The organism is Pseudomonas simiae, from assembly GCF_000934565.1.
Lineage (GTDB): Bacteria > Pseudomonadota > Gammaproteobacteria > Pseudomonadales > Pseudomonadaceae > Aquipseudomonas > Aquipseudomonas simiae.
This window is the reverse complement of the sequence record NZ_CP010896.1, coordinates 3,322,460-3,337,476: the sequence shown is the minus strand read 5'-3', so window position 1 is coordinate 3,337,476 and position 15,017 is coordinate 3,322,460. Positions and strand designations below refer to the sequence as shown.

Sequence of the window (15,017 nt, the reverse complement as noted above, 5' to 3'; positions counted from 1 at the left end):
AAGAATGAGCAGTCATCACAACGATAAAGCGACCTTTCTTGAGCGCCTGATCTTCAACAACCGCCCGGCAGTGATCGTGATCTGCCTGCTGGTGAGCATTTTCCTGTTCTGGCAGGCGACGTTGATTCGCCCCTCCACCAGTTTCGAAAAGATGATCCCGCTCAAGCATCCCTTCATCGAGAAGATGATGGAACACCGCAATGACCTGGCGAACCTGGGCAACACGGTGCGTATCTCGGTGGAGGCCAAGGACGGCGACATCTTCACCAAGGAATACATGGAGACCCTGCGTCAGATCAACGACGAGGTGTTCTACATTTCCGGGGTCGACCGCTCGGGCCTGAAGTCGCTGTGGAGCCCCAGCGTACGCTGGACCGAAGTGACCGAAGAAGGCTTTGCCGGCGGTGAAGTGATTCCGCAGAGCTACAACGGCTCGCCGGAAAGCCTCGATCAACTGCGCAACAACGTGCTCAAGTCCGGGCAGGTCGGGCGCCTGGTGGCCAACGATTTCAAATCGAGCATCGTTGACATCCCACTGCTGGAGTCCTACCCGGACCCACAAGACCAGGGCAAGTTGCTGGCCCTCGACTACCGCAAGTTCTCCCATGAACTCGAAGACAAGATCCGCACCAAATTCCAGGAGCAGAACCCCAACGTCCAGATCCACATCGTCGGTTTTGCCAAGAAAGTCGGTGACCTGATCGATGGCCTGATCATGGTGGTGCTGTTCTTCGGCGTGGCCTTTGGCATCACCCTGGTCCTGCTGCTGTGGTTCACCAACTGCCTGCGCAGCACCATTGCGGTCTTGAGCACCACCCTGGTGGCGGTGGTGTGGCAACTGGGCCTGATGCATGCCGCCGGTTTCGGGCTGGATCCCTACTCGATGCTGGTGCCGTTCCTGATTTTCGCCATCGGTATTTCCCACGGCGTACAGAAGATCAACGGTATCGCCCTGCAATCGAGCGAGGCGGACAACGCGCTGACCGCCGCACGCCGCACCTTTCGCCAATTGTTTCTGCCGGGAATGATCGCGATCCTGGCCGATGCGGTGGGCTTCATCACGCTGTTGATCATCGACATTGGCGTGATCCGTGAGCTGGCCATCGGCGCCTCTATTGGCGTGGCGGTGATCGTGTTCACCAACCTGATCCTGCTGCCAGTAGCAATTTCCTACGTCGGTATCAGCAAACGCGCAATAGCCAAAAGCAAGAAAGACGCCAATCGCGAACATCCGTTCTGGCGCCTGCTGTCGAAGTTCGCCAGCCCTAAAGTCGCGCCGGTCTCGGTCTTCCTGGCCCTGATCGCCTTCGGTGGCGGCCTCTGGTACAGCCAGAACCTCAAGATCGGCGACCTGGACCAGGGCGCGCCGGAGCTGCGCCCGGACTCGCGCTACAACAAAGACAACAACTTCATCATCAGTAACTACTCCACCAGTTCCGACGTGCTGGTGGTGATGGTCAAGACCAAGGCCGAGGGCTGCTCACGCTATGAAGCCATGGCGCCCATCGACCAGTTGATGTGGAAGATGCAGAACACCGAGGGCGTGCAGTCGGCGATCTCGTTGGTCACCGTGTCCAAGCAGATGATCAAGGGTATGAACGAAGGCAACCTGAAATGGGAAACCCTGTCGCGCAACCCGGATGTGCTGAACAACTCCATCGCCCGTGCCGATGGCCTGTACAACAACAATTGCTCGCTGGCGCCGGTGCTGGTGTTCCTCAACGACCACAAGGCTGAAACCCTCGACCGTGCGGTGCATGCGGTGCAGGACTTTGCCAAAGAGAACAACAAGGACGGCCTGGAGTTCATCCTTGCCGCCGGTAACGCCGGGATCGAAGCGGCCACTAACGAAGTGATCAAGGAGTCCGAGCTGACGATCCTGATCCTGGTGTACCTGTGCGTGGCGACGATGTGCATGATCACCTTCCGCTCTTGGGCAGCGACGCTGTGCATCGTGCTGCCGCTGGTGCTGACCTCGGTGCTGGGCAACGCGCTGATGGCGTTCATGGGCATCGGCGTCAAGGTCGCGACCCTGCCGGTGGTAGCGCTCGGCGTGGGCATTGGCGTGGACTACGGCATCTACATCTACAGCCGCCTGGAAAGTTTCCTGCGCGCCGGTTTGCCATTGCAAGAGGCGTACTATCAGACGCTCAAGTCCACCGGCAAGGCCGTGTTGTTCACCGGCCTGTGCCTGGCGATCGGCGTGTGCACCTGGATCTTCTCGGCCATCAAGTTCCAGGCCGACATGGGCCTGATGCTGACGTTCATGCTGCTGTGGAACATGTTCGGCGCACTGTGGCTGCTGCCGGCACTGGCGCGGTTCCTGATCAAGCCCGAGAAGCTGGCGGGGCAAAAGGGTAATTCGTTGTTTGCCCACTGAACCAGGGCGTGAGGGCGTCTTCGCCCTCACGCTCGGTTGTCACTGACGGGGCCGTGGGGCCTGCACGATCTTCAGGAATATCTGGTCCACCGGCGGGGTGATCAGTACGTAGAGAACCCGACTGAGCGGCACGGCGGACGGTTCCGGCTGCTGGCGCAAATGGGCCTGCACGTGTTCCTTGAGCAAATCCTTCTGTGTGTATTTACGCTGTTCCGCCAACTTCAGGTGCGCCCGCGTGTAGTGCGCGGGCGGGGCGTCGGCGCTGGCGTAGTGAAAGTGCGCATACCACAACACCACCGGCGGTTTTTTTGCCTTGTCATACACGGCGTATTCGGTGAAGAAGTCGCCGCTGAGGGTCGGACGTTGCAGGTCGGCCACGCTGGTCAGGTTGATGTCGATCTGGTTGTGTTCCCATAGATAATTGAGGCTCTCCTGTGTTGGCCATTGGCGCTTATACGCATTACTGCATAAACGCTCTGCCTGCCGGGTCATGTCCCGCGCTTCGTCCCTGTATTCATCGATCAGGCGCTGTACCGCCGGTTTTTGCTCAAGGTGTTCGCGTAGCAATTCATCGGCCAATGCGGTGAGTTTTGCAGCTTGCCCGGTGAGCAGTTCATTCCAGTTGCCGGGGTCAACGTGTTGGCGGGTGAGGGCGGAATCGAGTTTTTTCTGCTCGGCTTCTATCAGTTGACCAATGCCTTTGCGTTCGTTGACCAACGCCAGGGCCAAGCCTTTGATTGTCGCCAGCGATCGACCCGTGGGCGCGGGCTCTGCCGAGGCTGCGGGCGTGTCGGAGGTGGCCTCCCAACCGTCTTCATGCCGGTTGAAGGTGGCAATGGTTTCGCCGGTCGGCGTATCGACGATGGTGAACTGCTCTTCAAGCTGTTGCGCATTGGTCTGCTTGAGGTCCCCAACCAGGTATTTCTTCTTGCGCGTTTTGAATACCCGTTTGGAGGCCGGCTTGGGGCGCAGCGTCTTGGACAAGGGTAATTCGACGTCCAGCGCTTCCTGCTTGCTCACCACGCCTTCCAATTCGGTTTGCGCCAGGGCCTGGGCATATTCAAGGCCTGTCAGCAAGCGCTCGGCCTCCGGGCGCAGGCAGCGTGGATTGATGATCTTGAGCGCACGAATGCCCTCCTCATAACGGCGGTACTCGTTGAGGACGGTTTCATACACGTGCCGCTGATCGGCAAGCGGGTACTCGGCGCCACTGCGCACATCGATGTGAGACTGCAGCGTTTCAAACAAGTCGGTTTGTTCGAGGCGATCGAGGTAAAACCGTTCCAGGGGCACCACCGACGTATGGGTCTTATCAAGGCTGGCGGCGGTGAGATAACTCAGCGTATTGAGCTTCAGGTTGTCGGCAAAAAAGTTCTGCGGGAACTGGATCCGAGACAGCTTTTCCTGGCGTATGGCGCGTCCCGCCACCGAGTCTTGCGCCAGCTGTTCGAGGGTCTGCTCCATGGCCGTGGAGACCTCGGCCATGTGCTGGCGGATGTTTGCCGATTCAACGGTGTTGCTGATGTATTCCTCATAGACCGTGAAATCTTCCAACAGATTATCGATAAACATCCTGCGTGCCATGTGCTCCATGGGCTCACCCGCCCTGGAAAAACGCATGGCGTTCAACCGGTCCAACAGCAGCGTGTGGATGGCCAACTGTTGATCCCAAATGGTTCCCAGGATTCTGGCCCGCTCCTGTACATGCGTACCGGCGCCCCCGACCCGTTCGAGTTCTTTGCCCACTTTGACCATTTCCAGGCGTGGGGACAGTGACTGGGCAAACTGATCTTCCAGGTTTTGCAACAGGATCTGAAACTCGGTGCGCCGCGCCTGGTGCTCCAGGGTTTCCCTCTGATGGCGTTCGGCCAACGCCGGTTTTTGTCGGGAAGTGGCTTTTTGCAGAAGATCCCAGATCAATCGCACGGTTTTGCGTTGGTTCTTCAAGGCTGTGAGGGCGCTCAGCATTTGATCCATTGTTGCCAGGAACGGCGGCATCAAGACGTTGATTTCTGAATTGAGTGCTTCCCCGCGCGCGATGAGTTCGGCTTTTCTACGTTGGTTTTCCTCACGCAAACTCGCCATCCGCTTGGGACCACCGCCTAGCAGTTTAAGGCCACGGTCCAATGTCCAATGCCCCTTGCCGTCGGTTTTAAGCTTGATGCCTGGGTGGTCGGGTTTCTGCGGGTGAATGATGAAGACCTCGCCAAACCCCGGTGTAATGCTGACCCTGAACAACAGGCCGCCGACCGAGGCATGCCATAGGCCGTCGATCCTGTACAACCCTTGGTGAGGGCCGATGCTGATCGGGTTCGGCGGCGGCGTAGGCCAGGCAATGTTGACCGCGCGCAGCGTGTTCAACAGCTTGCTCGCGGCCGCATCACCGGCCACCGATTGGTCAAAGTCCAGCAGCGTACGGCCTCCACCGGGCGGTTCGGAAGGCACGCCAATCTTGCCGTGTTCAATCAGGACCGTTCGCGCCAGCGGTGAGCCAGTCGGCTTGCGTCTGAAAGGCTGGCGCGTCATGACCTGTGTATCCGGCGCCGCGGTGTCGGGTGCCACAGTCACCGAGCCATGGTGCAACAGCAGCATGGCGATGTTCTGCAGCAGGTCAACCCAAGCCAACTCCCTTGCCGTCGGGTCATGGCTCTCCAGGGCCGGCACGTCCTGCGTGAGGCTTTGTACCAGTTGCATCAGCCAGCCGACGGCCGCCAGCGGCCCGCGTACGGCCATCAACAGCGTGTTGAACCCCAGTTGCATGCCTTCGATTATCAGTGCCCAGCGACTTTCCCTGTTGGACGTCGATGCGCGTTCGGCCTGGTCCAGCAACTGCCGGGTTTCACTGCCGAACAGGTACTCCATCAGGCGCCCATTGTTCAGCGCCTGGAGGATTTCATCGCTGCTCTCGTCACCAGCGCCAGCCAATTGGGCAGGCTCGGGAACGCTGGGCAACGGGGCGAATTCCGAGCCCATGCCGACTCTGACAATGTGAGGCTGTGTGAATCCGCCGTTGCTATAGATGGCTCTCGCGGTCTCCGGCAGCCAAGTCAAGACGCTGTCCTGCAGCGCGCCCGGCACTGCGATGGCTGCCAGCAGGCTGTCGCGATTGGCAAACTCCAGCAGTGCGTCGCGATAGGCGGGCCGATACAGCACGTGCGGCCCTCGCTGTGTATCGCGGGGTTCGATGATGAACATATTCTGTACGACGTCGGCCGTGGCGCCGGGCTTGCGCAGGAAGGCCAAGGCGCGGATGACAATGGCGTCATCGTCGACCTGCTGCGCCAATGGCTCGGGGTCGAGCACGGCACTCACACAACGAACACCGCGATGGGTCAGGCCCGCCTGTCCTTTGATCTTGTGTTCCAGCGCCTGTGTTTTCAGATGAACCGGGCGCTGCTGTTCGAACAGGCGTTGGCGTTTTCGCGCGACGTCGGTATCGCTCATCAGCGCCTGGCGTAGGTAACGAGGGTAGTTTTGGCCGATGTCGACACGCTGCACCAATTGGCGGATGTAATCGTCGCTCAACCAGGCTTCGAGTTCACGACCCGCGCGATGGCGCAGTGTCATACGGCCTTTGGGCGCACCCGACAGGTTTTGCAGGGCCAGATCGACCAGGCTTATGCAGACCGGTTCGACGTAGCCACCGGCCAGTGTGCCGACCGGGACGTGGAAGGTCAGTTCCAGGTCATCTGCGTTGTACCCGGCTACCCGCGCAGCGTCATCGCAATGACGTCGGCCGCCGAGCGCCTGCGCGCGGTCCAGGCACAGTTGGTGATTCAAGTGCTCGGTGGCATAACTGCGCAGCGTTTCTACGCCAGCGAAGTCTGAGTCACCCAGGGTCAGTCGGCGTATACCGGCTTGCTCCAGCAGGCACTGATGATAGGCCAGACGGTCGGCGGTGCTGGCGCGCTGCAGCCAGCCAGGCAAGCCTGCCTGGATCGAGGCCAAGGTGGTCCGTGGGGTGCTGGATGAGGCGCTGAACAAGAGCGCCGGGTCGGTGGCCGTGGCAAACAAGTCCTCCAGGGCTTGCACGCTGGATGTGCCGGGCAATTCAATCGCGGCCAGGTTATCCAATTGCTGGTTGATGATCAGTGCGGCTTGCACCTCGAAAATATTGCCGTCGGGCTCGTACTGCTGCCAGGTGATCCTGTCGGCGCCGTAACGTTGTTGCATGCTTGCACCCCATGCCTGGCCGAAGGCATCGAGGTCGGCGTATGCCTCGATTTCTCCCGATACGCGACACAGCAACACCTGCGCCTGGCAGACCACCAGGAGGTCGATGGCTTGCAGGGTGAGTCGGCTGCGAGCCTGGTCCAGATGCGTTTCCAGGGTATAGGCGTGTACCGCGCCCTCACGCCCTGGCCGGCGTGCACGGGTGGCGCGGTCGGGGTAGCGGGCCAGCGTGGCCAGGGTTTTCAGTGCGGGCATCGCGGCGCCGGCCTGGCCAATCGCCGAATCCAGCAGCGAGCCTTGCAGGACCTTGGCCAACCATTGCCAGCGACTGCCGCCGGCATCGCTGTCCTGGCTCCAGTAGGTTGCCAGCGCGTCTTGGAAGCCGATGAACAGTAGTGTCGGCAGCTCCCGGATGACAGCTTCGATCACCGCCAGGTCATAATCGCGAGCACCATTGCCTTGAAAGGTGAGGCGGGCGCCGGTGGCATCGGCCAGGTAGCAATCCAGGTTGTTGCGCGCAGACAAGTCCGGGAAACTGCCATCGGCCATGTAGCCCAGCGTCACCTCCAGCAGCGGCAATAGGGCGCGGCCACCGCCGTCCCGCGGTACGGCCAGTCGCAGTTCACCGACGGGATGCGCCAGCGGCGGGTAGTGTTCTTTCAAGTGGGTGGTCAGCATCTGCGCGGTGACTGAGCGTAACGTCGGGCGGGTGCGAAACTGGGCCTCAACCGCTTGTCGGGTCGGGTGTGCGGCAGGTGGGGTGTTGGGGTCTGTCATGGGTATTCCTTTACGCGGGATAGGACATGCCCAAGCAAGGTAATGCGCAGCGCCGCGACCCGGTGGTAGCCCGTTATGGTTTAGGCCCTGGCGGCAAACTCGCCTATGATTAGCCCTTTGAACCTGATGAAAGACTGTGATGACTGATAATTTGCCTGCCGTCCTTGAAGCTTCCGACATGCTTGAAATCGATGGGCTGCATGCCTTCGACTTCGTGCTCGATAAAGAGAAACTGCTGATCATCGCCATGGACGGCCGCGCGGAAAAACGCTGGTGCTTCAGCCTGGAGCAAGTCCAGGCAGCTACCTTCGATGACACCTTGCAAAGCTGGACCCTTACCGGTGAGTCGGGCGAGCACCGCCTGATCTGCATGAGTGCGTTCACCGGCAACAATAACAACGAGGAGCAAGCGGATGATGATGCGTAAATTCTGGCCCCTGCTGATGGCGGGCAGTGTCGGTGCGATGTCGGTGCAGGCCGCGCCGGCCGAGACTTACGAGTTGCTGGTGGGTAGCTACACCGCGGGCAGCAGCGAAGGGATCTATCGCCTGCAGTTCAATAGCCGGACCGGTCAGTTCAGTGGCAAGCCGGTACTGGCCGCGAAGGCTGCCAACCCGTCGTGGCTGACGGTCTCCAAGGACCAGAAACACCTGTTCGTGGTCAACGAAAACGGCCCCGGCCAGAACGACCCGGTCGGTCGCGTCAGCAGCTACAGCATCGATCCGCAGAATTACCAGCTCACCTTGATCAATCAGGTGCAGAGCCTCGGCAACGAGCCGACCCACTCCAGCGTCGCCGCTGACGGGCGCTATGTGTTTGTCGCCAACTATTCGGTACTCGAAGACCCGGGTGGCAGCCTGGCGGCCCTGCCGGTCGATGCGACGGGCAAGCTATCAGCTCCCGTGCAACTGAGCGGGCATCCGTCCAGCCGTGTGAACCCAGAGCGGCAGGCGTCCAACCATGTGCACTCGGTAGTGTCGTCGCCAGATGGCCAATACGTGTTCGTCCAGGACCTGGGCGCAGACAAGGTGTTTGCCTACCACTACGACCCCAAGGCCAACCCTGAACAGCCCTTGGCGCCGGCCAGCCCGGCCTCGGTGCAACTGCCACCCGGCAGTGGCCCACGGCACCTGCTGTTCAGTGCAGATGGCAAGCATGCGTGGTTGACCACCGAGATGAGCGCACAGGTGGCGGTGTTTGATTACAAGGACGGCCAATTGACCCAGACCCAGCTGGTGGACTTCGCCGCCGGGCAGCCGGTGTCGGACAAGGCCGGCGCCGCGTTGCATGCGTCCAGTGATGGCAAGTTCCTCTACGTGAGCAACCGTGGTACGGCCAACCAACTGCTGGTGTTCAGCATCGACCCGGCCACCGCGCACCTCAAGGAGCTGCAACGCCGTCCCGTGGAAGGCGACCACCCGCGCGAGTTCAGCCTGGACCCGAGCGGGCGGTTTTTGTTGATCGCCAACCAGAAAAGCAATGAAATCGTGGTGGTCGAACGCGACCCCAAGACCGGCCTGCTGGGTAAAACCGTGCAGAAAATGCCGATCGATGCGCCCAGTGACCTCAAGTTCCTGGTGCGTCAATAAGCCACAGGCCCCGCGATGCGGGGCCTGAGCCTTTGTATTAATTCTATTAATAGCGGCTACTGTTTCAAAGCATTTCTAAGGCTTAGCCCTCGGGCGTAAGTTTGGTTCCAAGGCCTTCCCCGGCCACTCAATCAAACGCACACAAGGGTTACCGACATGAATTTGAATCTCTTCTCCATCATCGCCGCTTCCGCTGTTTCCGCCACTGTTGCGCTGCCAGCAGCAGCCAGCGTGGAAGTCACCGGCAAAAAATCCAGCACCAGTGCCTACACCCAGAAATACCTGCAACAAAGCGCCAACTTCTACGCCGCACTCGATCACAAAACCCAGCAATAACCTGCACACCCGCAGACGCCAAACCACTGGAACGAAGCCTGGCTCGTTCGAGTGGTTTGGCGTTTGTGCAGGCGTGGAAGAAAAATGATTGATATCACATTGCCATGTGTTTAAATTTGACGCTCAACTTTTGACGCTTTTCTTCATGGAATCGACAGCATGGCAATCCGACTCGCCGCACTCATACTGGCCCTCTATTCCGCGCCCATCCTGTCTTCCGTGCAGGGGGTAGACAGTGAGCCTGAGATTGCCTGCGAGCGCTTGTTGGATTTGGCCCAGGGCTAAACCTTCGCCATCACCGCGACAAACAGCGGCGATTGCAGAAATCGCTCCAGCCAATGCTGCAAGCGGGGGTACGGGGCACTGGCAAACCAGTCCCGATCCACATGGGCAAACTGCCGCACGAACGGCGCCAGGGCCATGTCCGCCAGGCTTGGATGATCCGCCAGCAAATAGGCGCGGCCCGCCAGTAATGCTTCAAGCTTGCGCAAAAATACTTCGCCCTCGGCCCGATAGTGTTCCATCGGCAGTTCCGGGTAGCGTTCGGCGTACTTGTATCGATCCAGGTGATACTTGAAGCCTTGGTCATTCTCGGCAACGAGCGCCAGCACCGCCGGATCACCCTGCAGTAACCAATCCTGCGGATCATGCTGCGCCAGCGCCCATTGCATGATGGCCAGGCTTTCCTCGATCACCTCGCCCGCCACACTCAACACCGGCACCGTGCCCTTGGGCGACAGCGCCAGCATCTCGGCCGGCTTGGCCTTCAGGCTGACTTCAATGATGCGCACGGGCACGCCGCTGTAGCGCAAGGCCAGCCGCGCACGCATGGCATAGGGGCAGCGCCGGAATGAATACAGCAGCGCCTCGCTCATTTGACCTCCAGGGTGCTCAAGCCATTGCCCTGGCGCTTGACCTGAATCTGCACAGGAATGCGTTCGTGCATTTCCTGTACGTGGGAGATCACCGCAACCTTACGGCCTTGAGCCTGCAAGCCATCCAGCGCATCCATCGCCAATTGCAACGATTCCGGGTCGAGGCTGCCGAAGCCCTCATCGATAAACAGTGACTCGATCTTCAACGTGCTGGAAGCCATCGACGCCAGGCCCAAGGCCAGCGCCAGGGACACCAGGAAGGTTTCGCCGCCGGACAACGAATGCACCGAGCGCAATTCATCGCCCATTTCCGTGTCCATCACCAACAGGCCAAGCATGCTGCCGCCACGCTTGAGGCGGTAACGCCGCACCAACTGACGCAGTTGCACGTTGGCGTGGTGCACCAACAGGTCGAGGTTGTAGGCCTGGGCGATCTTGCGGAAGGTGTCGCCGGTGGCCGAGCCGATCAGCGCGTTCAGGCGTGCCCAGCGTTGCCACTCGTCATAGGCTTTGGCGATGTGCTCGGCGAAGGCCTGGTTGGCCTCCTGGCGGCGCTGGTCTTCGGACTGCCGTGCGCGCAGTTCGGCGCAGATTTTCTCGCCTTCGGCCAATTGCTGGTTGAGCGTTGCCAGGGCGCTGTCCAAGGCTTGGGCCTCAAGATTGCCATTGTGCAGGGCCTGGTGGTCGGCGAGGCGCTGTTCGCGTTCTTGCAGCAGCACCTTGGCCTGTTCGACGGCTTTTTCGCTGAGCTGCAACTGTTGGCGCAATTGGCTGACCTGGGCGTCATCGTAGGCCAGCAAATGGCTAAGCCCTGCGTCATCGAGTTCCGGGTGCAGGGCACGCCATTCGCTGATGCGCGTGGCGAGGGCATGGTGTTCGGCCTGCAACGCGTGTTCGCGTTCCTGCTGGGCCTTGAGGTCGGCGGCCAGTTCGATCAGTGCATTGTGGATCTCTTGCAGCTGTTTGTTTGCGTCGGTTTCGCTTTGACGTGACTGGGTCACGGCCTGTTCCAGCTGCTGCTGCCAGTGTTCGGCGCTGGAGTGCTCGCCCAGTAACGCGCTGAGTTTTGCCTGGGCCGTTTGCTGTTGGCTCGCCAGCTCGTTGACCTGCTGGAGCAGGGCGTCGAGTTGTTGCTGGCGATGTTGCTGGTGAGTCTGTTCCTTCTCGATCGCCTGTTGGCGATCTTGTTGCTCAGCCAGCTCATCGCGTTGATGGCCCAGCTGTTCCAGGCGCTGGTTGACCTGCTGGTCCAGCTGCATGAAGGTGGCGGCCGGCTCGGCGCGCAGACCTTCCAGGGTGTCCGCGGGCAGCAGGTTGGCGAAGGCGCTCAGTTCCTGGTCAAGGCGTTCGCGGTCACCGGCCAGCTCGCGTTGCTGGTCGACCAACAGTTGACGGGCTTGCTGGCTCGCGTCCTGGGCGGCTTGCAACTGCTGCTGCAGGCGCCCGGCGTTTTGTTGCAGATTAAGCAGGGCGCCTTGGCGTTGTTCGTCCTGGCTGATGCTCTGGGTCAGTTGGCCCAGTTGCTGTTCGAGCCAGGCGCTGCGTTTCGCAGTTTCCTGGTTGAGCAACGACGCGTACAGCGGGTGTGCATCCAGGCTCGGCTTGAGTGCTTGCTGTTGCGTCGCCAGGTGTTCCTGCTGTTGCAGGTATTCCTTCTGCTGGGCGATCAAACCGCCCACTTCGCCACGCAACTCGGTGAGCTTTTCCTTGAGTGTATCGACCGCTTTCTGCGCCGCGGCTTCTTCGTTTTCGTCATGACGACCGAGGCTTTGCAACAGGGCTTCGGGCTGGTGGTACGGATGTTCGTGGCTGCCGCACACCGGGCAGGGCTGGTCGTCCTGCAACTGCTCGCGCAACTCTTCGACGCTGGCGCTGCGGGCCAGGCGCTGGCGTTCCAGCAGCTGTTTGGTCACGTTTAGCGTCTGTTCGGCAACGCTCAGCTCTGCCTTGGTTTGCAGGCCGGCCTGGTTCAACTGCTCGCGCTGCTGTTGGGCATCGGTGAGCTTTTGCGTCAAGGTAGCGGCTTGTTGGTCCAACTGCTGCTGGTTGTCCCACAGGCGTGTCAGATCTTCGAACGCGCGCTGCTGTTTGCGATTGTCTTGCAGCAGGCTGGCCAGTAGTTGGATCTGTTCGGCCACGGCGTGAGGCTCGGCACCGGCCTCCTGATACAGCAGGTCCAAGGCTTCGCGTTGCTGGGTGAACTGTTCGGCGGCGCTGGTCGCACGTTGCTCCAACTGCGGCAGTTCGGCTTGGCCTTTATTCAGGCGGTTGCCTATCAGCATCAACTGTTGCAAGCGGTCGCGGTAGGCGGTCCAGGCGTCGCTCAGCGGTGCCAGCGCCGCGCTGCGGTCAAGCTCGGTGCTCAGGCGTTGCAAGCGTTCGGCGACCTGGTTCTGTTTTTCCAGCAGGCCAGTGAGCTGGCGCTGGCCTTCGATGCAGGCGCTTTCGTGTTGCTGTTTGTCCTCGATGCGCTTTGCCAACTCTTTGGTCAAGTGGGCGAGGGTGCTCTGTTCTTCGAACGCCTGGCGCAGCAAAGGCACGGCATCAGCCTGGTTTTTCAGGGCTTGCGCCAATGCGGTTTGCGCGCTGGCTTGCTGTTGTTGGGCCTGTTCCTGGCGAGTATGCAGTTCGCCTTGTTGTTGGCGATGCAACTGGATCTGCGCGGCCAGCGGCGCAAGCAGGGTGCTCAGCTCTGCCTGGCGCGCAAACTGGTGACGCTGTGGCGCCAACTGATCCAGGCGGCTCAGGTCGTCACGTTGCTGGACCTGGTTATCCCACTCGGCCTGCGCCCGCTGTAGCTGTTCGGTAGCGGCGAGTTGGCGCTCTTGCCATTCGCGCAGTTCCTTGAGCCAGGTGTGCTGCAACTCCAGCTGCTTGAGCTGGGCTTGCTGGGTCTTGAGGTGTTGTTGCGCCGCGTCGAATTGCTGATCCAGTTCGGCACGGGCTTCGGCGGCCAGCGGCACCACACCGGTCGCCTGGTCCTGTAGCTGTTTATGCGCTTCCCTGGCCTCTTTGGCCTTGTCGAACGCGCGCCGACCGAGCTGGGTGTAAAGGGCTGTGTCGGTGAGTTTTTCCAGCAGTTCGCTGCGCTCATTGTCGTTGGCCTTGAGGAAGGCGCTGAACTCACTTTGAGCGAGCAACACGGCACGGGTGAACTGTTCGAAGTTCAGGCCCAGGGCCAGTTCCAGTTGGGTCTTGTATTCGGTTTTCTGGCTGGCCAGCAGTTGGTCACTGTCCAGGTCGATCAGGCTTTGGCGGCTGTTCTGCAATTTACCGCTGGCTTTGTCCCGTGCGCGGTTGGCTTCCCAGCGTGCGCGGTAGCGACGGCCACTGACGCCGACGAAGTCCACCTCGGCATAACCGCCACCGGTGCCACGCCGCAGCAAGGTGCGCGGGTCACCAATGGAAATGTCGCTGTCGGCATCCGGCATCTTCGCCTGGCCGGTATCGCCCAGGCGCGGCACCGCGCCAAACAGCGCCAGGCACAAGGCATCGAGCAGGGTACTTTTACCGGCGCCGGTCGGCCCGGTAATCGCGAACAAACCGGCACTGGCCAGCGGCTCGGCGGTGAAGTCGATCTCAAACGGGCCCGCCAGGGAGGCGAGGTTTTTCAGGCGGATGGCGAGGATCTTCATGGCTGTTCGCCCTCCTGTTGCACTTCCTGGAGCAGCACGGCGAAGTCCTTCAAGGTCTGTTCATCCACGTCACTGCCATAACTGTCCTGCCAGGCGCGGCTGAACAATTCCTGGGGCGTGAGCTGGTCGAGATCGATCAGGCGGTCGTCGCCTTCGTCCTCACGGCTGCCGGTACCGGCGTATTCGGCGGCGATGCGCACCAGGCGCACGGCCTTGCCTTGCAGGGTGCTTTCGATCTGCTGACGCAGATCGGGTTGTGGTTCATCCAGGCGTACGCGAACTTCGAGCCAGGGGTGGCGCTGGGTTTCGGCAAGCAGGTCGATATCCGGCAACTCGGCCAAGGCCTTGAGGATATCGGCCAGGGGCGCGGCTTCCAGGCGTTGCAGGTCGACCGAGCGGGGGATCAGCAGCGGTTCGACACTCACCAGGCATTGGCCCTGAAACGTCACGTCGAGAATCTGGTGTTTATAGCCGATTTCGGAAAACGACAGCGGAATCGGCGAGCCGCTGTAGCGAATGCGTTCTTCGCCATTGACCTTTTGCGGCTTGTGCAAATGGCCGAGGGCAACGTAGGCGACACTTCTATCGAACAGGCTGGCCGGCAGCGCCTCGGCATTGCCGATGATCAGGCTGCGCTCGGAGTCTTCCGACACCGAACCACCGGCCATGTGCGCGTGGCTGATGGCAATCAGCGCCTGGCCTTTTTTGCGCTTGGCGTTGGCGGCGGCGATCAGCCATTCATGCACCTGGCCGATGCCGCGCAGGTAGTCGTCACCCAAGTGCGCACCGGTGACTTCCGCCGGACGCAGGAACGGCAACGCCAGGCACCAGGCGGCAATCTTGCCTTTGGCATCCGGCAGCGGGATCAGCAGGCGTTCGGCGTCGAGTTGGCCGTCATCCAGCCACAGCACGCGGCCCAGCGCATGGGTACGCAGGCGCCGCATCAACGGCGCGGGCAGCTCGATACGCGAGCCGGAATCGTGGTTGCCGGCGATCATCACGATGGTCAGCTTGGGGTTCTGTTCATGGGCGCTGATGATGAAGTCATACAGCCGCTCCTGGGCCTTGAGGGGCGGGTTGACCGTGTCGAAGATATCACCGGCGATCAGCAGCACATCCGGGAGATGGGTTTTCAGTTGGCCCAGCAGCCACTCAAGGAAACAGGCGTGTTCGAAGTCGCGTTCCTGGCCATGGAGGTTTTGGCCCAGGTGCCAGTCGGAGGTGTGAAACAGACGCAAGGCGAACTCCGTGG

Annotated in this window: 9 protein-coding genes; 5 read left to right on the top strand and 4 right to left on the bottom strand. The window is 60.8% G+C overall.

Annotated features, from left to right (window positions below; all coding sequences use genetic code 11):
- Positions 1-4: 4 nt before the first annotated feature.
- Positions 5-2,380, top strand: coding sequence for an efflux RND transporter permease subunit (locus tag PF1751_RS14865; RefSeq protein WP_010210023.1), 2,376 nt, complete (start codon positions 5-7; stop codon positions 2,378-2,380).
- Positions 2,381-2,419: 39 nt separating this feature from the next.
- Here the strand turns inward: PF1751_RS14865 and PF1751_RS14860 are convergent, their stop codons facing one another.
- Positions 2,420-7,330, bottom strand: coding sequence for a dermonecrotic toxin domain-containing protein (locus tag PF1751_RS14860; RefSeq protein WP_044287279.1), 4,911 nt, complete (start codon positions 7,328-7,330; stop codon positions 2,420-2,422).
- Positions 7,331-7,469: 139 nt separating this feature from the next.
- Here PF1751_RS14860 and PF1751_RS14855 point away from each other — a divergent pair, with 139 nt between their 5' ends.
- The 4 genes from PF1751_RS14855 (at position 7,470) to PF1751_RS29650 (ending at position 9,540) form a co-directional block, all read left to right on the top strand.
- Positions 7,470-7,757: a DUF5629 family protein gene (locus PF1751_RS14855; RefSeq protein WP_010210024.1), complete on the top strand. Its 288-nt coding sequence runs from the start codon at positions 7,470-7,472 to the stop codon at positions 7,755-7,757.
- Positions 7,744-8,919, top strand: coding sequence for a lactonase family protein (locus PF1751_RS14850; RefSeq protein ID WP_010210026.1), 1,176 nt, complete (start codon positions 7,744-7,746; stop codon positions 8,917-8,919). Before PF1751_RS14855 ends, PF1751_RS14850 begins: the two co-directional genes overlap by 14 nt.
- Before the next feature lie 156 nt (positions 8,920-9,075).
- Positions 9,076-9,255: a hypothetical protein gene (locus PF1751_RS14845; protein ID WP_010210027.1), complete on the top strand. Its 180-nt coding sequence runs from the start codon at positions 9,076-9,078 to the stop codon at positions 9,253-9,255.
- Positions 9,256-9,414: 159 nt separating this feature from the next.
- Positions 9,415-9,540 carry a hypothetical protein gene (locus PF1751_RS29650; RefSeq protein ID WP_264371022.1) on the top strand — a complete coding sequence of 42 codons (126 nt, stop codon included), beginning with the start codon at positions 9,415-9,417 and terminating at the stop codon, positions 9,538-9,540.
- On the opposite strand, the gene PF1751_RS14840 is transcribed toward PF1751_RS29650, so the two are convergent.
- The 3 genes from PF1751_RS14840 to PF1751_RS14830 are packed head-to-tail and all read right to left on the bottom strand — an operon-like array spanning position 9,537 to position 15,003.
- Entirely contained in the window at positions 9,537-10,130 is a 594-nt protein-coding gene (locus PF1751_RS14840; RefSeq protein ID WP_010210029.1) for a glutathione S-transferase, read from the bottom strand. The genes PF1751_RS29650 and PF1751_RS14840 overlap by 4 nt on opposite strands.
- Positions 10,127-13,765: an AAA family ATPase gene (locus PF1751_RS14835; protein WP_021491562.1), complete on the bottom strand. Its 3,639-nt coding sequence runs from the start codon at positions 13,763-13,765 to the stop codon at positions 10,127-10,129. The genes PF1751_RS14840 and PF1751_RS14835 overlap by 4 nt, the downstream gene beginning before the upstream one ends.
- On the bottom strand, positions 13,762-15,003 hold the full coding sequence (locus tag PF1751_RS14830; RefSeq protein ID WP_021491561.1) for an exonuclease SbcCD subunit D C-terminal domain-containing protein: 1,242 nt from the start codon (positions 15,001-15,003) through the stop codon (positions 13,762-13,764). The genes PF1751_RS14835 and PF1751_RS14830 overlap by 4 nt, the downstream gene beginning before the upstream one ends.
- Between the last annotated feature and the right edge of the window lie 14 nt (positions 15,004-15,017).